Source organism: Cardinium endosymbiont of Dermatophagoides farinae (genome assembly GCF_007559345.1).
Lineage (GTDB): Bacteria > Bacteroidota > Bacteroidia > Cytophagales > Amoebophilaceae > Cardinium.
Map to the genome: position 1 here is coordinate 848,464 of NZ_VMBH01000001.1, position 20,646 is coordinate 869,109.

Annotated in this window: 29 protein-coding genes and 1 pseudogene; 22 read left to right on the forward strand and 8 right to left on the reverse strand. The window is 32.9% G+C overall.

All coding sequences use genetic code 11. The features are described 5' to 3' along the window. Positions 1 to 327 precede the first annotated feature (327 nt). From FPG78_RS03940 to FPG78_RS03950, 3 genes are all read left to right on the forward strand, one after another. On the forward strand, positions 328 to 984 hold the full coding sequence (locus FPG78_RS03940; RefSeq protein WP_144086712.1) for an AAA family ATPase: 657 nt from the start codon (positions 328 to 330) through the stop codon (positions 982 to 984). A gap of 43 nt (positions 985 to 1,027) precedes the next feature. Further along, entirely contained in the window at positions 1,028 to 1,276 is a 249-nt protein-coding gene (locus tag FPG78_RS03945; RefSeq protein ID WP_144086713.1) for a hypothetical protein, read from the forward strand. Between the two features lie 114 nt (positions 1,277 to 1,390). Continuing rightward, positions 1,391 to 2,278: an Rpn family recombination-promoting nuclease/putative transposase gene (locus tag FPG78_RS03950; RefSeq protein ID WP_223261999.1), complete on the forward strand. Its 888-nt coding sequence runs from the start codon at positions 1,391 to 1,393 to the stop codon at positions 2,276 to 2,278. Between the two features lie 75 nt (positions 2,279 to 2,353). On the opposite strand, the gene FPG78_RS03955 is transcribed toward FPG78_RS03950, so the two are convergent. The 4 genes from FPG78_RS03955 to FPG78_RS03970 are packed head-to-tail and all read right to left on the reverse strand — an operon-like array spanning position 2,354 to position 4,526. Beyond that, positions 2,354 to 2,728 carry a hypothetical protein gene (locus FPG78_RS03955; protein WP_144086714.1) on the reverse strand — a complete coding sequence of 125 codons (375 nt, stop codon included), beginning with the start codon at positions 2,726 to 2,728 and terminating at the stop codon, positions 2,354 to 2,356. Positions 2,729 to 2,734: 6 nt separating this feature from the next. Beyond that, positions 2,735 to 3,649, reverse strand: coding sequence for a hypothetical protein (locus FPG78_RS03960; protein ID WP_144086715.1), 915 nt, complete (start codon positions 3,647 to 3,649; stop codon positions 2,735 to 2,737). Further along, positions 3,646 to 4,185: a conjugative transposon protein TraM gene (gene traM / locus FPG78_RS03965; protein WP_144086716.1), complete on the reverse strand. Its 540-nt coding sequence runs from the start codon at positions 4,183 to 4,185 to the stop codon at positions 3,646 to 3,648. The genes FPG78_RS03960 and traM (FPG78_RS03965) overlap by 4 nt, the downstream gene beginning before the upstream one ends. Then, positions 4,185 to 4,526, reverse strand: a complete 342-nt coding sequence (locus FPG78_RS03970; protein WP_144086717.1) for a hypothetical protein — start codon at positions 4,524 to 4,526, stop codon at positions 4,185 to 4,187. Before FPG78_RS03970 ends, traM (FPG78_RS03965) begins: the two co-directional genes overlap by 1 nt. A gap of 119 nt (positions 4,527 to 4,645) precedes the next feature. On the opposite strand from FPG78_RS03970, the gene FPG78_RS03975 reads away from it, so the two are divergent. The 11 genes from FPG78_RS03975 to FPG78_RS04020 all read left to right on the forward strand — a co-directional run bounded on the left by FPG78_RS03975 (position 4,646) and on the right by FPG78_RS04020 (position 12,273). Further along, a complete protein-coding gene (locus FPG78_RS03975) occupies positions 4,646 to 6,205 on the forward strand; it encodes a type IV secretory system conjugative DNA transfer family protein (RefSeq protein ID WP_186292454.1) in 1,560 nt (519 codons plus the stop codon). After that, positions 6,132 to 6,497, forward strand: a complete 366-nt coding sequence (locus tag FPG78_RS03980) for a hypothetical protein (RefSeq protein ID WP_144086719.1) — start codon at positions 6,132 to 6,134, stop codon at positions 6,495 to 6,497. Before FPG78_RS03975 ends, FPG78_RS03980 begins: the two co-directional genes overlap by 74 nt. A gap of 87 nt (positions 6,498 to 6,584) precedes the next feature. Beyond that, on the forward strand, positions 6,585 to 7,697 hold the full coding sequence (locus FPG78_RS03985) for an ankyrin repeat domain-containing protein (RefSeq protein WP_144086720.1): 1,113 nt from the start codon (positions 6,585 to 6,587) through the stop codon (positions 7,695 to 7,697). Further along, complete coding sequence (locus FPG78_RS03990) at positions 7,691 to 8,452, forward strand: ankyrin repeat domain-containing protein (RefSeq protein ID WP_144086721.1); 762 nt, start codon at positions 7,691 to 7,693, stop codon at positions 8,450 to 8,452. Before FPG78_RS03985 ends, FPG78_RS03990 begins: the two co-directional genes overlap by 7 nt. A 325-nt stretch (positions 8,453 to 8,777) precedes the next feature. Then, positions 8,778 to 9,044 (forward strand): hypothetical protein, encoded by a 267-nt coding sequence (locus FPG78_RS03995; RefSeq protein WP_144086722.1) that lies wholly within the window; start codon positions 8,778 to 8,780, stop codon positions 9,042 to 9,044. A 269-nt stretch (positions 9,045 to 9,313) separates the two neighbouring features. Then, positions 9,314 to 9,655, forward strand: coding sequence for a hypothetical protein (locus tag FPG78_RS04000; RefSeq protein WP_144086723.1), 342 nt, complete (start codon positions 9,314 to 9,316; stop codon positions 9,653 to 9,655). Then, complete coding sequence (locus tag FPG78_RS07720) at positions 9,619 to 9,771, forward strand: hypothetical protein (protein ID WP_223262000.1); 153 nt, start codon at positions 9,619 to 9,621, stop codon at positions 9,769 to 9,771. Before FPG78_RS04000 ends, FPG78_RS07720 begins: the two co-directional genes overlap by 37 nt. Before the next feature lie 8 nt (positions 9,772 to 9,779). Continuing rightward, positions 9,780 to 10,109, forward strand: a complete 330-nt coding sequence (locus tag FPG78_RS04005) for a hypothetical protein (protein WP_144086724.1) — start codon at positions 9,780 to 9,782, stop codon at positions 10,107 to 10,109. A 5-nt stretch (positions 10,110 to 10,114) separates the two neighbouring features. Next, positions 10,115 to 10,981, forward strand: a complete 867-nt coding sequence (traM, locus tag FPG78_RS04010; RefSeq protein WP_144086725.1) for a conjugative transposon protein TraM — start codon at positions 10,115 to 10,117, stop codon at positions 10,979 to 10,981. Beyond that, complete coding sequence (locus tag FPG78_RS04015) at positions 10,978 to 11,892, forward strand: hypothetical protein (RefSeq protein ID WP_144086726.1); 915 nt, start codon at positions 10,978 to 10,980, stop codon at positions 11,890 to 11,892. The genes traM (FPG78_RS04010) and FPG78_RS04015 overlap by 4 nt, the downstream gene beginning before the upstream one ends. A 6-nt stretch (positions 11,893 to 11,898) precedes the next feature. Continuing rightward, complete coding sequence (locus FPG78_RS04020; protein ID WP_144086727.1) at positions 11,899 to 12,273, forward strand: hypothetical protein; 375 nt, start codon at positions 11,899 to 11,901, stop codon at positions 12,271 to 12,273. 2 nt (positions 12,274 to 12,275) lie between these two features. On the opposite strand, the gene FPG78_RS04025 is transcribed toward FPG78_RS04020, so the two are convergent. From FPG78_RS04025 to FPG78_RS04035, 3 genes are all read right to left on the reverse strand, one after another. Next, complete coding sequence (locus FPG78_RS04025) at positions 12,276 to 13,235, reverse strand: Rpn family recombination-promoting nuclease/putative transposase (protein ID WP_144086728.1); 960 nt, start codon at positions 13,233 to 13,235, stop codon at positions 12,276 to 12,278. 354 nt (positions 13,236 to 13,589) lie between these two features. Beyond that, positions 13,590 to 14,231 carry a ParA family protein gene (locus tag FPG78_RS04030; protein WP_144086729.1) on the reverse strand — a complete coding sequence of 214 codons (642 nt, stop codon included), beginning with the start codon at positions 14,229 to 14,231 and terminating at the stop codon, positions 13,590 to 13,592. A gap of 69 nt (positions 14,232 to 14,300) precedes the next feature. After that, a complete protein-coding gene (locus tag FPG78_RS04035) occupies positions 14,301 to 14,531 on the reverse strand; it encodes a hypothetical protein (RefSeq protein WP_144086730.1) in 231 nt (76 codons plus the stop codon). 469 nt (positions 14,532 to 15,000) lie between these two features. Between FPG78_RS04035 and FPG78_RS08110 the strand changes: the two genes are divergently transcribed. Then, positions 15,001 to 15,180 (forward strand): recombinase family protein, encoded by a 180-nt coding sequence (locus FPG78_RS08110; RefSeq protein ID WP_255431741.1) that lies wholly within the window; start codon positions 15,001 to 15,003, stop codon positions 15,178 to 15,180. A 38-nt stretch (positions 15,181 to 15,218) separates the two neighbouring features. Continuing rightward, positions 15,219 to 15,599: pseudogene (locus FPG78_RS08115) on the forward strand (recombinase family protein); the annotation flags it as partial. Positions 15,600 to 15,813: 214 nt separating this feature from the next. Here FPG78_RS08115 and FPG78_RS04045 read toward each other — a convergent pair. Beyond that, positions 15,814 to 16,032 carry a transposase gene (locus FPG78_RS04045; RefSeq protein ID WP_223262060.1) on the reverse strand — a complete coding sequence of 73 codons (219 nt, stop codon included), beginning with the start codon at positions 16,030 to 16,032 and terminating at the stop codon, positions 15,814 to 15,816. An 11-nt stretch (positions 16,033 to 16,043) separates the two neighbouring features. On the opposite strand from FPG78_RS04045, the gene FPG78_RS04050 reads away from it, so the two are divergent. The 6 genes from FPG78_RS04050 to FPG78_RS04075 all read left to right on the forward strand — a co-directional run bounded on the left by FPG78_RS04050 (position 16,044) and on the right by FPG78_RS04075 (position 20,645). Beyond that, on the forward strand, positions 16,044 to 16,982 hold the full coding sequence (locus FPG78_RS04050; RefSeq protein ID WP_144086731.1) for a hypothetical protein: 939 nt from the start codon (positions 16,044 to 16,046) through the stop codon (positions 16,980 to 16,982). A 110-nt stretch (positions 16,983 to 17,092) separates the two neighbouring features. Continuing rightward, positions 17,093 to 17,332 (forward strand): hypothetical protein, encoded by a 240-nt coding sequence (locus FPG78_RS04055; protein WP_144086732.1) that lies wholly within the window; start codon positions 17,093 to 17,095, stop codon positions 17,330 to 17,332. Positions 17,333 to 17,356: 24 nt separating this feature from the next. Next, positions 17,357 to 17,680 carry a hypothetical protein gene (locus FPG78_RS04060; RefSeq protein ID WP_144086733.1) on the forward strand — a complete coding sequence of 108 codons (324 nt, stop codon included), beginning with the start codon at positions 17,357 to 17,359 and terminating at the stop codon, positions 17,678 to 17,680. Then, positions 17,658 to 19,847, forward strand: a complete 2,190-nt coding sequence (locus FPG78_RS08120) for a VirB4 family type IV secretion system protein (protein WP_144086734.1) — start codon at positions 17,658 to 17,660, stop codon at positions 19,845 to 19,847. The genes FPG78_RS04060 and FPG78_RS08120 overlap by 23 nt, the downstream gene beginning before the upstream one ends. Beyond that, positions 19,844 to 20,116, forward strand: coding sequence for a TraG/VirB4 family ATPase (locus FPG78_RS08125; protein WP_255431782.1), 273 nt, complete (start codon positions 19,844 to 19,846; stop codon positions 20,114 to 20,116). Before FPG78_RS08120 ends, FPG78_RS08125 begins: the two co-directional genes overlap by 4 nt. Further along, complete coding sequence (locus FPG78_RS04075; RefSeq protein WP_144086736.1) at positions 20,109 to 20,645, forward strand: hypothetical protein; 537 nt, start codon at positions 20,109 to 20,111, stop codon at positions 20,643 to 20,645. Before FPG78_RS08125 ends, FPG78_RS04075 begins: the two co-directional genes overlap by 8 nt. The last annotated feature ends 1 nt before the right edge of the window (position 20,646 follow it).

Here is a 20,646-nt window from a genome sequence, read left to right on the forward strand (position 1 = left end):
ATCTTATTATTACTGAAAGTCATTTTGTCTTGATAGTTCGTTTTATTAAGTGGATCACGAAGTCAAGAAGTTGTTGTTTTTGTGTCCATTTTTTTTAGGCTACTATACTCTTAGTGTGCTTTATTTTCCGCTTTCTGAGATCACTTCTTAATATGTTTGTTTAGTAATACGTAAATTTTGATACTATTGTGATATTAATATTGTATATTTGATTAATTCTCATTAAGAATGATATGTAAGTAATACTAAAAAAGTATCACTATAATATTAAGTAATGTTTATTATGACATATAAAATATATTGTAATAAATCTATATTAGTGTAAAAATGATATATGTAATAGGTGGTATTAAAGGAGGATCTGGTAAATCTACTATTTCTACAAATTTAGCAGTTTTAATGGCCAGAAAATTCAAAGATATTCTTTTAATTGATGCAGACGATCAACAAACAGCTTCTGATTTTACTGTGTTTAGAAGTGAAACGATGAAAGATAACTTGGATTATACATCCATTCAATTGTCAGATAGAACAGTTCGTGATCAAACAATAAAGTTAAGATCAAAGTATGACCATATTATTATTGATACAGGTGGTAGGGATACTACTAGTCAACGCGCTGCTATAAGCATTGCTGATATCTACTTAGTCCCATTTGTTCCTAGATCATTTGATATTTGGACAATAGAAAAAGTATCCACACTAATAGAAGAAATGAAGATCATTAACCCAAAGTTAAAATCATTTTCTTTTATCAATAAGGCTGATTTTAGTGGGCAAGATAATAGTGAGGCTGCTAACCTTCTTAAGGAGAATAAAACGTTGGAGTTCATAGATATTTTCATAGGAAACAGGAAGTCGTTTCCAAATGCATCTTCAAAAGGACTAGCAATTACTGAGATAAAGCCTAAAGATGTAAAAGCTATACAGGAGTTTAATGCTTTATTTAATTTTCTAATTAATATTAACTTAGATTTAAATTAATACTAAATTGGTTCTATAATACAATTAAAACGATATTAAAAAAATGGCTATTTCTAAAAAGTTACCATCTCATGATCGTAAAGTAAGTGATCTTATAAACAAGGGCGGTGCTGTTCCTAATACTAGTAAAAAAGAAGAGCGAAGTATACAAAATATACAATTAAGATTGCCTAATAGTCTAATTCAAAAGATTGATAGTCAATGTATAAATGATTACTATCAAGTAAAAAGATCTAGACATAGTTGGATATTGGATGCAATTTTAGAGAAAATTGATAGGGAAAGTGTGTAATTAGGGTACTAGGCAAAACCTTTTCTAAATAAACGTTATGTGGATCCATTTATCAGGATATTCCTACATAACATGAGTCTATTATTATTTAATGCTTATTAAAAAGCTACCTTTATGACAAAAAGACTAAAACATGACAGCTTAGCCAAAAAAATCCTTTCCGATCCAATAGCTGTTCAGGAGTTTTTAAACTATTATTTACCAGAATCGTGTAAATCATTGTTAGATCTAAGCACGCTTAAGGTAGAAAAAGAATCATTTGTAGAGGAAAATTTGAAACAAAAATTCAGTGATTTAGTATTCTCTATCAAAACTAAAAATAATCAGCAAGCTTTTGTGTATGCCTTGATCAAAGCCGAGGTAAGCCCTAAGTATTGGACAGCCTTTAAGCTATGGAAATATATGTTTCTCTTACTTGAAAGGCATAAGACGAAAAATAAATCAAAACTTCCACTAATAATTCCGCTGGTCGTATACCATGGTAATACACCTTTTACTGTCCCAAGAAATCTATGGGATTTGTTTAGTGAACCTAGTCTTTCTAAAGAACTTATGGGAGGAGATTATCAATTGGTAAATCTCTATGCTATGCCAGATAATGAAATCAAAAAGAAGGCACACTTGGACATGATGGAATATTTCATGAAATATGTTCACACCCGTGATATGCTTAAGTTATGGGAGGAATTTTTAGAAAATTTTAAATCATGTATTGTCCTAGACAAAGAAAAAGGTTATATTTACACAAGAAGCTTTTTATGGTATAGTGACAGTAAATTACCTGAAGATCAGCAGGCTGCTCTAGAAAATATTATAACAAAGCATCCACCTAGTGAAGATAAAGAAGATGTTATGAGAACTATAGCACAAAAATATAGGGACGAAGGTATCCGAATAGGACAAGATAAAGGAAAGTTGATGGGTATTCAGGATAGGACAAGAGAAAGGTATCCAAATAGGAGAGCAAAAAGGGAAGCTAGATATTGCCCGATCCATGCTTAATAAGGGCTACCCTGTAGAGGATATTATTGCTCTTACTGGTTTACCTGTATCTCGTATCGAGGAACTTGTGTAGACCTATTTGTATCTATCTTCTTCGGTACATTCTAAGTATTTAAGTTGAAAGATTCCAGTTCTAAAGAAATCATTATTCACCCAATATAGATCTGGATCTTTGGTCTTTGCTAATACCTTTTTGGCGCATAGTTCTGCTATTCCATCACAAGGATATTCCATATTTATATATATCATAAACCTATTAAACTCATTTAGCTTAAATAAGAATTTTTCTTCTTTAAATGAATGTTTACACATTAAATACTTTATGATATTCTTAGCTTTATTTGACAATTCATCTATGAAAAACTCGTCGAATTGTACCTCTGACCTGTAGTTTACAAAAGGGTTATAAGTAAACTCCTTCACTTCTTCTAGTTTGTATTTTTTGCTCATATTCATTTAGAATCTACTATTTCTTTTTATTTTACTTTTAACAATATGCTGTATTAGATCCTTGTTTAACTTCTCACTATATAGCTCTACAATAGATTCTTTATCATTTTTAGAAACTTCCTCTGATTGAATTTGAAGCCTATTAATTCGTTCCACGAGTTCTCCCATATCTAAGATATTTTTGTTTTTGATGCTTTCTAATTGAAAATACTTTACGGGGTCATTTTTATAAAAATTAGGATTAGATAGCGTTTTATCTATCTTTTTATTTTGAATCTTTAGATTTTTGATTTGTTCTTTGTAAACTGGAATCAGTCTATTATTGGCCTCTTTAGCTGCTATTTTTATCTGATCCGATCGGCGCAACTCTCTTTGAATGTCTGAGCAAATGGAATTTAAGCTTTTTGGAGGTTTTACACTTAGGAAATTACTACTTCTACCAGTAAAATAATCTACCCTACCTAACAGCGATTTTTCTCTATAACAGGAAAAAGAACAATCTCTTTTAAGCTCTCTAGTACAATCTAAGCTAGGAATATAATCACTAGGGTTTAAACTAATACCACTGATTTTTTCTGATATACCTAGTACAACTTTACCATATTTAGCATCAGATAGATCTTCGAATAATGCTTTTCCTTCGTTCTTAATAGAATTGGCATCTTCTACACTCTGTTTTAATTTTCTCATGCTATCAGCTGCATCCTTCATTTGTGCCAAAACATTACTAGAAGTGTCTACTTGTTCTTCCATTAACTGGGCTGTCTTTTCTTCTGGAGATAGACCAGGAATCCACTTTTTTAATCCATTAGGTAGGATTTTGTTTAAACCTGATTTGATAGAAGATCCTATACTTGCAGCAGAGGTTATAGGCATTAACAAGCATAAACAGACCACACCATATTTTTTAAACTTATTCATTTTTCTATTGGTTTAAGGAATACTTTTCTTCTATTTTCTATTGTTATTTTTTGCTCATTTTTAACAGATTTAATACCATCTACTACTACTCCGCTTATCTCTCTGATCCAAGAATTACTGCTACTACTAGCTGCTCTACTGAGCAATTTATTTTGCGCTTGATCAATGAAAGGATGTAAATTTTCTACTAATAGTCCAATCATATAATCTGAATCATATAAACCAATAGCAACCGGAATCACATTTTTACCAAATTCAGCTGTTTCTAATTTAGCCAGAATTCTCTCTTTTCCAAAAGCAACTATTCCGTATAAAAATGCACCTTTGGGAATTTCTTGCCCTTTGTAAGTAAAAGCTTCTTTGACACCTATTTTAATACTTCTGCCATGTTTGAGTTCTTGTGTGCCATAGACATAACCTGCAGCAAAGCTGTTTTTTACCTTAATATTCCTTTTTCTGCCTTTTCTTTCAAAGGATATTGGGAAGTAGTTTTTTTCCTGCTTTTGAGGAGGAACTACATTGTTAATTTTTTGCACTACCTTTTTGGTTTAACACTAACTGGTTCGACTTTTTTAGCCGGTTTTGGTACATCAGACTCTGGTTCAACTGTTGAGATATCTTTATTGATATTTTTGGCCATATCTTCAAACAAGGAGCAGCGTACCTGTGCTGATTGCATGCCACCAACACCTTTAATTCTTTGATTCGTTTCTTTAGTAATCGATAAGGGCTCTGCTTTTTCGAGTAGCTTACAAGGTTTGGGAGGAGTGGCTACAAAAAAATCATGCCAACTCTTTGTTTTTCTTACATCCCGTAATATAACCCAAGCAATAACCAACAATCCAGCTAACCCAAAAATTAATTGCTTCTTATCCAATTGTTCGCCAATGAAAAAGTCAAGACATACAAGAAAAGCACTAAAATATTAGTGATATACCGTTAATGTTAACCTTTTATTTATTTCTAGCTTTATTTCTATTTCAGTTACTTTACTGTGTGAAAATCAGTAGAATTTGTATTAATGACCGATACTTGAAATGGGCAGTTGATTTAGTATTCTATTCAGGGTTTGGGTGCTATACTCGCCTGATTTTAGTAGGGTCTATTTATTTTCTAGCATGGGATAGATTAAAGCTATTTTTATCAAAATCTTTCGGTAAAAATAATAATTTTACATCTATAGTATTAATTTTTTTATGGTTAATTTTTACATTTTGTTTTATCATTTTTGAAAGAACATGTATCTATTTATCCAGTTATGATTTTATAAAATCACGTGAATGGTTAATACCTTATCTATTTATACTATTTTTTGCCTCTTTTAGTATTCCATTTTGGTTTAATAGAGATATAAAGCCTTCTGTAAAAAAAGATAAAAATTCAATCATTAGTCCTAAATTTTACGATAAAAAGTCACCTTTTAGCATTGCTTTACCTACTAAAAATGGTCTATTGCCCATCAATAATCCTCATAGAGGAATTTATATACTAGGTGGTCCTGGAAGCGGTAAAACCAGGTATGTTTTAGAGCCAATATTATATGAAATGATACGAAAAAGTTATTGTGGACTTGTATATGACTATGATTTCGAAGGTACTCCAGTAAATCCAAAAAAGAGTTATTGCCTATCTAAATTTGTATATAATTGTTATTTACAATTACCAGAAAGGGACAGGAAAAATATTGCTTTTAAGACGATTAATTTTACAGATCTGAATAAAAGTAGTCGAATCAATCCTATTGATCCTATCTATATATCAGATAGAGCCTATTTAGAAGAAAATGTTACTGTTTTGTTAAAAAATCTTAATCCTGGAGGGAAAGATGATTTTTGGTATTTAAGTACTAAATCTCTTCTAAAAGGAATTATCGTCTACTTATCCAATCAAGCAAAAAGCTGTTGTACGTTACCACACGTATTAACGTTAGCTACTAAGCCTATTGACAAAACACTAGGTTTAATAGAACAAGACCCGGAAGCTTATTCTTATTCTAGTTCCATATTTGATGCATATAGAGGCGGAGATAAATCATCAAGTCAGTTAATAAGTATCATAGCAAGTTTTAAAACAAGCTTACAACCACTAATTGACAAGAATTTATTTTGGGTCTTGAGTAAAAATGAAATAAAGTTAAATATCAACGATAATATTGCTCCAACCATACTCTGTATTGGCAATTTTCCACCTGCCAAATCAGCTTTCAGTCCAGTTATATCTCTACTGATTACCATATGTTTTAAATCTATGTATGGGCATAATAGAACGAAGAGTTTTGTGGCCATAGATGAGCTACCTACCTTATACATCCCAGGTCTTTCAGAGGTCCCAGCCACGGCAAGAAAGTATGGTATTAGTACCATTTCTTGTATACAATCGAATGCCCAATTAGAAGATACCTATGGCAATATAGGCGCTAAAAAGATACAAGGTACCCTAAGTAATCAATTTATGGGCAACTGTGGTGTGGAATCTTCTAGATATGCCAGTTCCCTCTTTTGGCAAGGAAGAACATACGGTCAAATCTACAAGTTCCTCAGAAACCTGTCACAGTAATACTCAAGGTCACCATACTACGCATGGGAAAAATATCACTATACATGAACAAGAGTTGATCAAACCTAATGAGTTTTCAAGTTTTGATGTGGGTTTTTTTGCTGGGAAAGTAGTAGAAAGTGATAATGTATTTTTTCAGGAACAGTTCAAGGAGGTATCTTCTTATGATAAAAAATTTAAAGATGAGTTGTTAAAAGATTTACCAGATGTTACAAAGGTTAGTAATGAAGATATTGCATCCAATCAAAGGAAAATAGAAAAAGATATGGATCTACTTTTAGAGTATATGTAGATATTTTATTTTTTAGTTAAAAATTTTTGTATATTTTAAAATAATTTCATATATTTTTGCTACATTTATTATATATAGCAAAAATATATGAAATTATCATCATGTTATTTATATTTTTTAGCTTGTAGTTGTTTAGCTACTACTTGTGGAAAAACAGAGGTTAAGCCAAAAATTGAACATAATCAGCTGAATCAAAAGAAAGATTCCTCTAAAAATAGTCAGATGGGTTCCAAGAAGTGTTTAGATGTCAATGGAATAGATTCAGGAAGTCTTCCATCTTTATATAAGGCAGTAGGTTTCAATGATTTACAAGAAGCTAGGATCCTATTGGAATCAGGCGCTGATCCGAATGTTATCTATAAAGATGACTGCCCTCTTGAGGCAGCTGTTCGTAAGAGAAACAAGGAAATGGTTTCTTTATTACTCTCTTATGGGGCTAAAATTGTTTTTCAAGAAGATGGAAGATCAAAGGTTTTGGACTATGTGCGCTATGAAAAAGATGATGCATCCAAAGAGATATATGATATATTAGTTTCTAACCTACCTCCAGATGAGGCTGCTAGGTTAGACCTAGAGTGGCAAAAAGATATTAATGAAGTTAATAACAGAAGTACGCTTTTGTTACAAGCTGTTAGAAAAAATGATTTAGAAAAGGCGAGAAAACTTTTAAAGTTAGGCGCAGATCCGAATATAACTAATGTAAGTAGTAACCCTCTTGAGGTAGCTATACGTAATAAGAATAAAGAGATGATCTCTTTATTACTTTCTCATGGAGCAGAGGTAATATTTAGAAAAGATGGGAAGTCGGATATTTTAATCTCTTTAGAGTTAGATAACGATCAAGAAACTCTTGACATAATCCTTTGCCATTTCGCTAGGAAAGGTAAGAAAGATTCAGTGGGTTTATCTCCTATTCATTGGGCTTGTAGGGATGGCCATCTAAGTATAGTAAAGCATATTTTAGAGGAATATCCTTCTCTGGTTCACAATACAGATAATCCTTATAAATTCACACCGCTTCATTGGGCTTCCAGACGAGGGTTCAAAGAGATCGTTGCATTACTTATTGCTAAAGGTGCCAGCAAAACAGCTATAAGCAAAAGCGGATTTACACCTTTGATGTTAGCCATATCTAATAAACATGAAGCTTTGAGCGATATTCTTTCCCAGATGGTTTTTCAAGACATTCAAAATTGGTAGACAAAGATTGGCAGTGTAGTATCTGTATAGAAGGCGTACAGGATTCTAGGGATAAAATATTTCCAGTTATTCCGTTGGATTGTGGTCATAAGTTCCACTTCAGGTGTATTACTATGCATGTGTTGAACCAGCATGACAATGATCAAACCATTAACTGTCCTAACTGCCGTAGAAATCTATCAGAAGATATGATTCAAAAAATAGTTTCTAGTGCTACTACTCCAACCATGAGTGCATTTAGTACGTTAAATGCAGTTAAGCAAAAAGATATGCCAAAGTTAAAGTTTTTATTAGAAAAAGGTGGCAATCCTAATGAATCATCTATTTCCAATGCAGCCTTAGAAGACGCCGTTCGTCAATCTAATTATGAGATGGTAACCTTGTTATTGGACTATGGAGCTGATCCTACATACCAAGACCCTGGAACAAATAATACGCCTCTACATTATGCAGCAGATAATATGCTTTTTGAAAGAACTAGTCAGGATGTATCTGATAAAATATTCATAGACCTTATTAAGCATGGTGCTAAGGTAAATATGCAACGATTAGGGTCTGATAGCCGTGAAACACCTAGAGATTGTGTGTGTACGTGTGACAATCCTCTGCTTGTTTTAACGGAAGCTGGCGGTATTCGTTCAGGCTATAATGTGGGGGTAACCATCAATTTGCTAGACTATTCACTGATTTCTTTAGAGTTCAATAACGTAGATGGTATCGGTGCTGCCATAGCTACTTGCTTTATGCTATGGTAGGTCCGCTTACCTCTCTATATATAGGTAACACGGTAGGAACAGCCTTTTTGCGATAGGAGAAGCAAAGACCAGTCAGTTTATGGCTTATGGGGTTAGTCATCTGCCAAAATTTGGAAAAAAAGATAAATAATAATCCTTACTGCGTAAGGACTTTTGACAAACGAGCTAATGGGAGAAAAGGGTTGTAACTCTATTATAAAAAACTTAATAAAATATGTCAGATTAAAAAGATTATCAGTCATCAACCGTTCAATCGATTCATAAGCTAAACAGCTATCATTACGGGAATACCATTAACCTACTACGATTTTTAGTCGTTTTTCTTTTGGTATCCTTAGGTGGTTTATCTGCTTTTTTAGGCTATTTGGTATTTAAACAGAACAGAAGTGATTTGGTCTATTTTGCTACCCTTGAAGGGACCCATGTAGGTATAAGAAAAGATAATCCTACTAATAACAGTAGAGAAACCTTTGAGGTAGAAAATTTTGCTATACGCTTTATCCAAGATGGCTTTGCCCATAGCGAAAACAATTACCAAGAAAACATTGAAAGAGCTTTAACCGTTATGAATAATACTCTAGAGTCACCTTAAAAAAACTCTTTTCTGATGATAGTTTGTTTCAAGTATATAAGGAATCTAATGGGGTAACTACGGTTTATGTTAAAAGCATACATACTGATACACAGAACTATCCTATAGATCACAGATTTACTTTCAAACAGATTTAAAATTTTTAACTGGACAAGGGAAAGTCAAAACCCATAGCTACCATCAAGGCATTGCATTAGAAATGCAACCAACAGCTAGATGCAGTAAAAATCCATATGGGTTAATGATAACTGATTTAACCTTTTTAAACCATGAAGAAAAGTAGCTTATTCATATTTTTGGTACCTTATTTTCCTGTTTTTGCATTGGATATCAAAGTTTCAGATCAATATCCTATTTTGCTGGAACTCAATGGTACGATTGAAAAGATTTCTTTTGGCAATGGAGATAAAGAATATGTATCCAAAGAAGGAGGTAGGTTTTTAGAAGTCAAGGCTAAACATCCGAAAACAGGTAAAACCACTATTACAGTCTTTTACCTATCCAACGAAGGCAAAAAAATGAAAAGGTTGATGTATTTTATGGAACCGTTAGTTATGATGCAGGCATACAGCCAATGTATGATCTTACCCAGCATAAAGTTAAGCAGATAGAAGAAGCAGAGAAATGGGACACCGATGAACCTTTAACTGAATCCTTAACAGAAGCTATAGAATACGTATCGCAGGAACAGCCAAATATTAAACGTTTTCATCAGACTAAACAATAAGTTGTTTTTTGAGTAATGCGGTAAGCACAGGGGAAGAAATTGTTTTAAAGTTTGTATTGAGAAATGGATCTCCTTATAACTATAAGGTAGGAAGCGTATATTTTGTAGGAAACAACAAAGACAAAACCGCTATTCCTATTAAACTAAAACCTAAACGAATGGTAGTAGCGCCTGGAGAAATCATACCTATGATTTTCGTTATCAAACACAAGGTAGAAAAATCAGGTATAATCGTTCGTTTTGAAGAGAAAAAAGGTCATAGAGATTTAAGTTTGAACCTACCTAACAGATTGTTGCTGAGTATACCCTGTTTGGTTAAAGAATCTAAAGAAGTGTAGTGCCTATGGACAAGAAGCAATTAGGTTTTGGACTCGCTGGATTGTTGGTTATTGCTTGGGTGATATTACGTGATGTTAGAAAAACAAATAGTTGGCATGATTTTTTTGTAGCGCCTCCACCTAAAACTTGTAAGCTACTCGAAAAAGCAGAACCCTTATCGATTACTAAAGAAACCAATCAAAGAATGAAGGGAGTAGGTCGCATGCAATCAGCACAGGTACGTTGCTCTTTGTTTGAAGATATGGCTAAAAATATACATCAAGATGTATCAATAGTTGAACCAGAACCGGTTAAAGAACCTGAAAAAGTTAGTGTTAAACCTAAAAAGGTAGTGCAAAAAGTTAATAAGGTAGTGTATCCTACAAAACAGGAAAAAAACTACTTTCCAGTAGCCTTTGAAAGAAAAGGCAGAAAAAGGAATATTAAGGTAAAAAACAGCTTTGCTGCAGGTTATGTGTATGGGACACAAGAACTCAAACATGGCAGAAGTATTAAAATACGTGTCAAAGAAGCTTTTACTTACAAAGGTCAAGAAATCCCCAAAGGTGCGTTTTTATACGGCATCGTTGCTTTTGGAAAAGAAAGAATTCTGTCTAAGTTAGAAACAGCTGAATTTGGTAAAAATGTGATTCCAGTTGCTGTTGGTTTATATGATTCAGATTATATGATTGGACTATTAGTAGAAAATTTACATCCTTTCATTGATCAAGCGCAAAACAAATTGCTTAGCAAAGCAGCTAGTAGTGGCAGTAATTCTTGGATAAGAGAGATCAGTGGAGTAGTAGTAGATGGTATTAAATCCGTTAAAAATGAGCAAAAAATAACAATAGAAAATAGAAGAAAAGTGTTTCTTAAACCAATAGAAAAATGAATAAATTTAAAAAATATGGTGTGGTCTGTTTATGCCTGCTCATTCCTGTAACCTCTTCAGCAAGTATAGGATCTTCTATCAAATCAGGATTAAATAAAATCCTGCCTAACGGATTAAAGAAGTGGATACCTGGTCTATCTCCAGAAGAAAAGACCGCACAGTTGATGGAAGAGCAAGTAGGTACCTCTAACAACGTTTTAGAACAAATGAAGGATGCGGCTGATAGTATGAGAAAACTAAAAAAGAGTGTGGAAGACGCTAATTCTATTAAAAACCAAGGTAAATCATTATTCAAAGATCTATCTGATGCGAAATATGGTAAAGTAGTGCTGGGTATATCAGAAAAAATAAGTGGTATTAGTCTCAACCTTAGTGATTATATTCCTAGTTTAGATTGTACTAGAGACCTTAAAAGAAATTGTTCTTTTTCCTGTTATAGAGAAAAATCCCTATTAGGTAGAGTGGATTCTTTTACTGGTAGAAGTAGTAATTTCCTAAACACAAAACCACCAAAAAGTTTAAACTCCATTTGCTCAGACATTCAAGGAGAGTTGCGCCGATCAGATCAGATAAAAATAGCCTCTAAAGAGGCCAATAATAGACTGATTCCAGTTTATAAAGAACAGATCAAAAATCTAGAGATTCAAAATAAAAAAATAGATAAAACGCTATCTAATCCTAATTTTTATAAAAATGACCCCGTAAAATACTTTCAACTAGAAAGCATTAAAAATAAAAATATCTTAGATATGGGAGAACTAGTGGAACGAATCAACAGACTTCAAGTGGCATCGGAAGAAGTGTCTAAAAATGATAAAGAAGCTATTGCAGAGCTTCACAGTGAAAAGTTAAACAAAGATCTAATACAGCATATCGTTAAAGGTAAAATAAAAAGAAATAGTAAATTTTAAATGAAAATGAGTAAAAAATACAAACTAGAAAAAGTGAAGGAGTTTCCTTATAATCCTTTTTTAAACTACAGGTCAGAGGTACAGTTCGATGAGTTTTTCATAGATGAACTGTCAAATAAAGCTAAGAATATCATTAAGTATTTAATGTGTAAACATTCATTTAAAGAAGAAAAATTCTTATTTAAGCTAAATGAGTTTAATAGGTTTATGATATATATAAATATGGAATACCCCTGCGATGGGATAGCAGAACTATGCGCCAAAAATGTATTAGCAAAGACCAAAGATCCAGATCTATATTGGGTGAATAATGATTTCTTTAGAACTGGAATCTTTCAACCTAAATACTTAGAATGTACCGAAGAAGATAGATACAAATAGGTCTACACAAGTCCCTCGATACGAGATACAGGTAAACCAGTAAGAGCAATAATATCCTCTACAGGGTAGCCCTTATTAAGCATGGATTTGGCGATCTCTACTTTACCCTCTAGCTTTCCTTTTTCCTCTCCTATTCGGATACCATTCTCTTCTCCTATTCGGATACCATTCTCCTCTCCTATTCGGATACCTTCATCCCTATATTTTTGTGCTATAGTTCTCATAATATCTTCTTTATCTTCACTAGGTAGATGCTTTGTGATAATATTTTCTAGAACAGATTGCTGATCTTCAGGTAATTTACTATCACTATACCATAAAAAGCTTCTTATGTAAATATAACCTTTTTCCTTGTCAAGAACAATACATGATTTAAAGTTTTCTAAAAATTCTTCCCATAACTTAAGTATATCACGGGAGTGAACATACTTCATAAAATATTCGAGCATGCCGAGATGTTCCTTTTTTTTGATCTCATTATCTGGCATAGCATACAAGTCTACTAATTGGTAATCACCGCCCATAAACTCTTTAGCAAGAGTAGGTTCACTAAATAACTCCCATAAATTTCTTGGGACAGTAAAAGGTGTATTACCATGGTATACGACCAGCGGAATTATTAGTGGAAGTTTTGATTTATTTTTCACCTTATGCCTTTCAAGTAAGAGAAACATATATTTCCATAACTTGAATGCTGTCCAATATCTAGGGCTAACCTCGGCCTCAACAAGTGTATATATGAAAGCTTTCTGATTATTCTTCATCTTGATAGAGAATACTAAATCACTAAATTTTTGCTTTAAATTATCCTCTACATATGATTCTTTTTCTATTTTAAGAGTGTTTAGATCTAACAATGATTTACACGATTCTGGTAAATAATGGCTAAGAAACTCACGGGCAGCTACTGGATCGGAAAGGACTTTCTTAGCGAGGCCATCATGTTTCAATCTCTCTGTCATAAAGATAACTTCTTAAGAAGCATGAAATAGTTAAATGTGATAAGATAAAAAACTAATGAGTAAATATTACTAAAATAGGAAGAACCCATATATAGTTACCAAAACGTATCCAATATTACAAATATAACATTTTAATTCTAAAAACATGCAAAAATGAACTTATTCAAGTTCTATTTCTCATAGGAATACGTTTTAACATTGGACAACAAAATTTTATGTTGAAACTGCAAATTTCTATTCATTCGCTACAACTGGTTTAAAATTCACAATATACTTCAATCAATTGGTACTACATTCATAATTGGCTACTTTAATGATTTAATTATTTAACTATATAATGAATTAACGCTTTGCTTATTTAGTTAAATAGTCAATTCTGTCTGCCACAGATTGGACAACTTCTTCACATTTATTAGTTAACCGAATATAACGTGTCTCGGAAATTGATCTACCTTCTCTTACAGCTTGTCTAAAAGCTGTTTTTTCTAAGATATGACCAGAAAGTATCATATATCCTGTTTGATTCAAATAGTTTAATACTTCATCTAACTCTGCATGACTATTACCAACCCGAGATAAAACAAATGCCAGTTTATTTTTATTTATTCCATCATTGACCAACTCATGTGCTAATCTAATTTGAGGATTTAGATCATCTATAGAGTTCCCTGTTGGTAAAAGTAATAAGTGAACAATATTGGCAATACTTTTTGTCATCCTACTTGCATGTGGTGCGCCATCAAAAATAACAAGATCGTACGATTCTTGAACTTGTATGGTATCTTCAACATCTATAAAACGTTCTACATGAATTAACGGGCTAACTTTATTTTTTTGTCTACGCAAATTCCATTCATAAGATGTGCTTTGAGAACTGTCCATGTCAGCTATAAGAACATTCCAATCAACGCGTGCATATTCCATTGCAAGTAACCTGCTTATCATACTTTTGCCTACACCACCTTTTTGAGAAACTACACCAATTAACACTGCCATATATATTACATTTAGTTAAATCATTATTAAATTATTTAACTAAATAAATATTTAGTTATTTAGTTAAATTTATATGTTTTTTGAACGATATAAATCAAAAGACTCTTTTAATATCTCTACCATAGATTTATCTTTTTCCAGTGCATATTTTTTATATGCTCGTCTTAACTCTGCAGTTACTTTAAAATTCATGGTAACTAACTGATCAGAAGGATACTTAGTTAAATTAGTAATCTTACTTTCATTCATTCTAGGCGCAATACCTAAACCAACTTGAGTTTTCTTAACCTTTATTGCCATGAACATCAATTTTATATTAGAAGTTATAATATTAAATAAAGAATTAACTGTTTAGTTATTTAACTAATATACATAATTAATTGGACGATCAGACCCAGATTAGCAGAAAGTTACGGTTTCAATTCAAAGTTCTAATAAACTTATTTTTAAAACTGTAATTTTTTTATCTGTTTAAATTTCCATAAACCTCACGGATAATCATGATTTACGGATGTAGTATCTGTTATATGTCCAATGAATTTATTCTCCGATTTATTAAGACATAAATGCAACTTTGAATATGAAGGATTATCTAAAATAGAAGTAAAAACAGGTATTAAATTATCTTCGTCCTAATATGTAAACTGTTAACGCTCGTTAAATAATTATTATTTTGTTTATATTTTACATAATATAAAACAAATACAAAATGTTAAGCCTTACGGTATAATTTAAGTTAAAAGATAACATGAGTAAAATTTTAGCTTATTTGCGTGCTTCAACAGATAAACAAGATGTAACGCACCAAAAATATGAAATACTCGAATACGCACGGAGGAATGATCTGAAGATTGATGAATATATTGAAGTGACCATATCAGCAACCAAAAATAGCAAACAAAGAAGAATTGATGAGCTGACAAAAAATTATCCCCTCAGGATACATTAGTCGTCACAGAACTAAGCCGATTAGGAAGAAGTACAGCTGAAGTGGTTGATCTAGTTAATACCTTAATTGACCGACAAGTATGCATTATAATTATAAAGCAGCATCTCAATTTTAATCGTCATGACCTTAATTCAAAAGTGGTTGTTACCTTATTTTCATTTTTTGGGGAACTTGAACGAGATTTTATCAGTTTAAGAACCAAGGAAGCATTAGCCTCAAAGAGAGCAAAGGGAATAAAACTCGGCAAACCTGAAGGAACACTGCAAAAAAGTCAGTTTGATGTCGATAGAGAGAAAATTGTCGAATTATTAACTTTGGGTCTATCAGTTAGAAAAATAGCTAAATTTTTTAATTATAAAAATCATATTTCCCTAAACACATACATTAACAAACGAAAATTGTCTGACAAAAAACTATGAGTTTTATAGAAATGTAAAATAATTGATAGTCAAATGATTATAATAAAATTGATAAGGGAAAATGAAAATTATTTCTATACTAAATGGATTGATTAATAAGTGGTTTTGAACCAAAATCAGACAAACCGGGCTTTTAGTTAAATTACCCCTTTATGTTAGCTAATGGAACCATATAGGGGGTCTGTCTACTTAAGTGTGTAAATTATTTTTTTGTTTATTGAATTCTACTTTCAAATTTAATTAAAAAATGTGCCATAGCCTCACTCCAATTTTGAATAGCGTTGGTCCATTTTCTGGTCATATAGTTAATAGTTAAATATAATGTTTTAAAGACAGCTGTATCGTTAGGAAATACCCTTTTATTTTTGGTGACTCTACGGAATTGGCTATTTACAGATTCTACAGCATTGGTTGTGTAAATGACTCTTCGTATAGGCTAGGGTATTGTATTATCCGGATGGCACAAATCATGAAACAGAAGCTGTAGATCTTTCTATTTTCTTATTTGAAGCACTAGCTTCTAAAATAGATTCATTAGACAATGATGGAAAAGAGTTATACAATCCTTTGGTTGAGGACTACAGTATACCTTCAGCACCAGCCTTGCAAACTTTAAAAGAGATAGAACCAGTTTGGTGTAGCCGTCACTCTAATTTGCATGACATATTGGTCTATATGCAGCATGATACGGCTGTTTCTCGTCAAGTTTCGGACGTACTTAATAATCTACAGACTCTTAAACAAGACACTAAAGATAGAGTAAAGACTAGAGTATTAACCACTAGATTATTAAATGATTGGCATAAAGAAATGAATCATATTAACGCTAATCAAGAACCAGATGGTCGTAAAATACATACAAATATATTAGAAAGAGAGGTAAATAGTTTTTCTGATATCTTTCGGTCATGTGCAGGTATATCAAATATGGAAGATGTAATACAATCTTTAGAAGATGTAATTGTAAAAATTACAGATTTAAAGAGAGAAACAACAAGATTAGATATTAAAAAAGCTGAAAAAGAAGCAGAATACCAATCTTTTCAAAGAGAAACTAGGCGTGCTATAGAAGATGAGCGCAAAACTAGAGAGGCCGATGTTGAACATTTAGAAGAAGAAATAAAAGACCTCTGTGAAAGTATGGACGAATTAGCCTCTAAGGTAAGAAGACATGATGGAAATATTTTAGATTTAAATGAGTCGTTTGATAAATTCATTAAGGATAAGAAGGATCTACTATATAGGTTAAGTAGATTAGAATCAGAAGTAAACAAACACGATATGGAAATAGATAAAATAATTGATAAAGTGTGTTATCTATTAAGTAAACGTAGTGTGGTTAGACCAAATAAAATAGATAGAAAAGTATCTGACTCTGACTAGGTTCTTACTTTAAACTCTAGAAAAATAAAGTATTCTTTCCCATTAGCTCGTTCTTTTTTGGTCAAAAAAATCCTTACGCAGTAAGGGTATAACATTAAAACAGAAGAAAAATGATATTGCTGGATATCACAGGTGCCCTTGAGGGTTGGATTACAAGTGGCTATCAGTTGCTAACCTTGGTAGCCAAACTACTAGGCGTAGTAGGCGCCTTTAGACTAACCTATTTGTACAATATTGGTAGGGATAGAGGCATGATATTTCATGAGTTATTACACTGGATAGCTGCTATTGTCTTTTTTTCGTCAATTGGCCCCTTGTATGATATGATTTCTAATTTTTTTAAACTCTAAATCAGGTAAAAAAATAAATATAACATGCAAAAATTAGTCAATAGCCCCTACTTAAAAGAAAAAGGCTTTTTAGGTCCTTTTTCGTTACCAGAAGCCTTAGTGTCGCTAGGTATTTGCTGCCTGACCTATATTACCTCTTGCTACTGTGAGGATTGGTTACACTACAACCGAATGTGGACCATTTCTTTAACCAGCCTCATGGTTATTATTTCTTTTTTGGTAAAAATATTCTTGAAAAATAGTAATCCTGCCTGGTTATCAAGTATTTTTGCTTATCAGTTTTTGCATGTACCGATAGATAGTTTTAGGATAAAATTTAAGATCAATGCTTTTCTCAAAGAAAGATAAGAAAGAAGACTTACATAGAGTCCTACCTTTTGTAGATTTTCATGATGATATGGCCATATCTGCAGATGGGACTATTTCTGTTCTATTTAAAGCCTCTTTAGTCTTTCAGGAACAGTATACCGAGCAACAGTATATAGATTGGACTACTATGCTCTCTAATAGCATGAAAGAATTGCCCTGTAACAGCCTTGTGCAACAAGTAGATATATACTACCCAGATCAATGGCATAACCCATCCATAGATAGTAACGAGCTTGATTTCTTTAAACAAAAACAATTCAGTCATACAGAAAGTCGTCCTATACTGCGCCATGAATCCTATATCATACTTTCCTTTCCTGGATTGTATAAGGACCATACGCCACTATCTACTTTTTATTCTAGGGATGAGACAAAAAGTTTTAGTAAAAATCCATTTGCTAGTTTAGAAAAGCGACTCACAATAGCTAAAAAAGATGCTGCCCAATTTCGTCAAAGTGTATCTATCCATCTTCCCTTAACCCCTCTTACTGCTGGTGCATTTTCCAGACTGGTACATAGATGTTTATCCTTAAACTTTGAAGATCCTGAAGGCACATTATATGGTGGCTTTGTCAAAGACAAGGAATATCTATTACTAGCTAATAGAAAAGCACAAGTAATTTCTTTAATGGAAAGTGCTGCTGAGCCTAGTTATACAGTGTTGGATAAATTTGGTAACAATGGTGGCGTTTATGCCCCTTTAACAGAAGGTCTTGGGCGTAGCCTAGACTTTCCACATATCATTTCTAGAGTCATTCGTATGATTGACTCTGAAGCATTTTTAAAAAACCACTTCAATGCATTTGCCTGGAGTGAGGCTACCAAACTAGATGAGCGTAAGCTGCAAAACATCAGACATATACGCAGCGAGATGGCTAAATTTGAACAAACCCTTCTCCAGCGTAACGAACCCATTGTCTATTTATCTTTCTTAGTCATACCATTTGGCATAACTGATTTGGATACCCTTAATCAATATACTTCTCAAGTATTAGCTGCTTTTTCAGGTATAGGCATGAGGGGTTATTTAGAAACCATCGATACCGCTAACTTATTTTGTACTGCTTTACCAGGCAATGGCAATCAAGTATATGGACGTATACCTATTCCTTTGTTAACAGCGGTCGCCCATATGAATAGTACCACACCCTTTACAGGCTATAAAGAAGATGTTTTACTGGTCAATAGATACAGAGAACCCATCTATTTCAACCCATTTAACACCGATTTAGACAATCAAAATACATTTATTTTCGGTCCTTCTGGATCTGGAAAATCCTTTTTTAACGGCAAAATGATTAAAGATCGATTTGAAGCAGGCCATATAGTTATTGTCATTGACAGTGGTGGCACCTATCGTCACTTATTCGGGGCTTTAGGAGGCAAATATATTGAACTCAGTGCAGAAAAATCTTTAGGCCTAAATCCTTTTTTATTTCCATCTGATGAATCTGGCAGATACCTGCCAGATAGCAGCAAAATCATCTTTCTGGTTCAACTGATTGGCAAAATGTGGAAGGGAGATTTGAATGAAAATCCAATGAGTGAAGTAGAAAAATCTTTACTCTCTCAATGGATTAGTGATTATTATAGAGATTTACCAAAAGCGGTCATCCCTACTTTAACGGGATTTTATGACTATTTACAAGCATTGGTAGCAGCTAATGGACAAGCTATTCTTGATCTAAAAAAAGATCAGTTATTCCCTTTTCAAGAATTTTTTATTGTTTTACAGCCTTTTGCCCATGGTATTTACAAAGATCATTTTAGTGCATTATCGCAAGACTATCTAGTCGACCATATGTTAGTATGTTTTGAACTAGAGGCCATTAAAGGAAATAGCAAACTCTATCCATTGGTGGTGCAAATTCTTTTTGACTTTGCTTTTGAGATGGTCGCTAAACATCCAGACTCTACTAAGTTCATAGATATTGAAGAAGGTTGGACGAATTTAGATGATGCTTCTAGAGAGCACATAGAAGCTTTTTACCGAAAAGGCAGAAAAACCAAGACTTCTATCCGAATCATCACACAAGATATTCAAGAAATAAAATCATCTAAGATAGCCAGTGCCATTAAAAACAATACAATGCAGCTACCTTTATCCTTCTGTATAACGAAAAAGCCTCTAGTAGGGAAGAAATAGGTGCTTTCCTAGGTATGAATGAGTTAGACATGCAAAAGTATGCCAGTCTGCGCAGACACAATGGCCCAGGCGGTTTTAGGGAAATCTTTATTAAAGAGATGGGTAAAAGCCATGTGTGGCTGCTAGAACCCTCTCTTTGGGAGCATGCTATATTTACCTCTCATCCATCAGAAAGAAACCAAATCGCTGCATTGACTAAAAAACATGGAAATATAGAAGATGACATTGCAGAATGGGTATATCATACTAAACAAAAATATTATGTCTAGTCATTTTCAAGGTATTCTATCTTCTTCAGTTCACCTAAACCTGGAAGCACAAAACCTAATGGTGGATACCACCATTGGAAAGATGATTGAGTTAGCCAAGTTATTACTATTGCCTTTCTTGTTGGTACGTTTAATGGTCTATTATTTTCAGTATCATTTAAGCACTGCCGAGTTATTAAAATCCTGTTATACCAGTCTGTTAACACTGACTGTTACCTTTTTGCTTTTACAGTTCTACTTGGATATTTTTCATATGCTAGACAAATTAACCGCTTTGATTATGAAGGGGTTTGATTGGCATGATCTTGTTAAACCTGATAGTTTTGAAAGTATAAAAGATCCTTCCGTAAGTATATGGCAGCTGATTAAAAATGGTTTTTCGAATGTTACTATTAGCTTTTTAAAAGGAATATCTCGTGTGATGGGTTTAACCACTACTATATTCCGTCATCAATCGATCCTATTTACCCTACAAGTAGGCCCTTTGGCCATTGCTGCTAGCCTCTTACCAGGAAATTTTAGTGGATAGT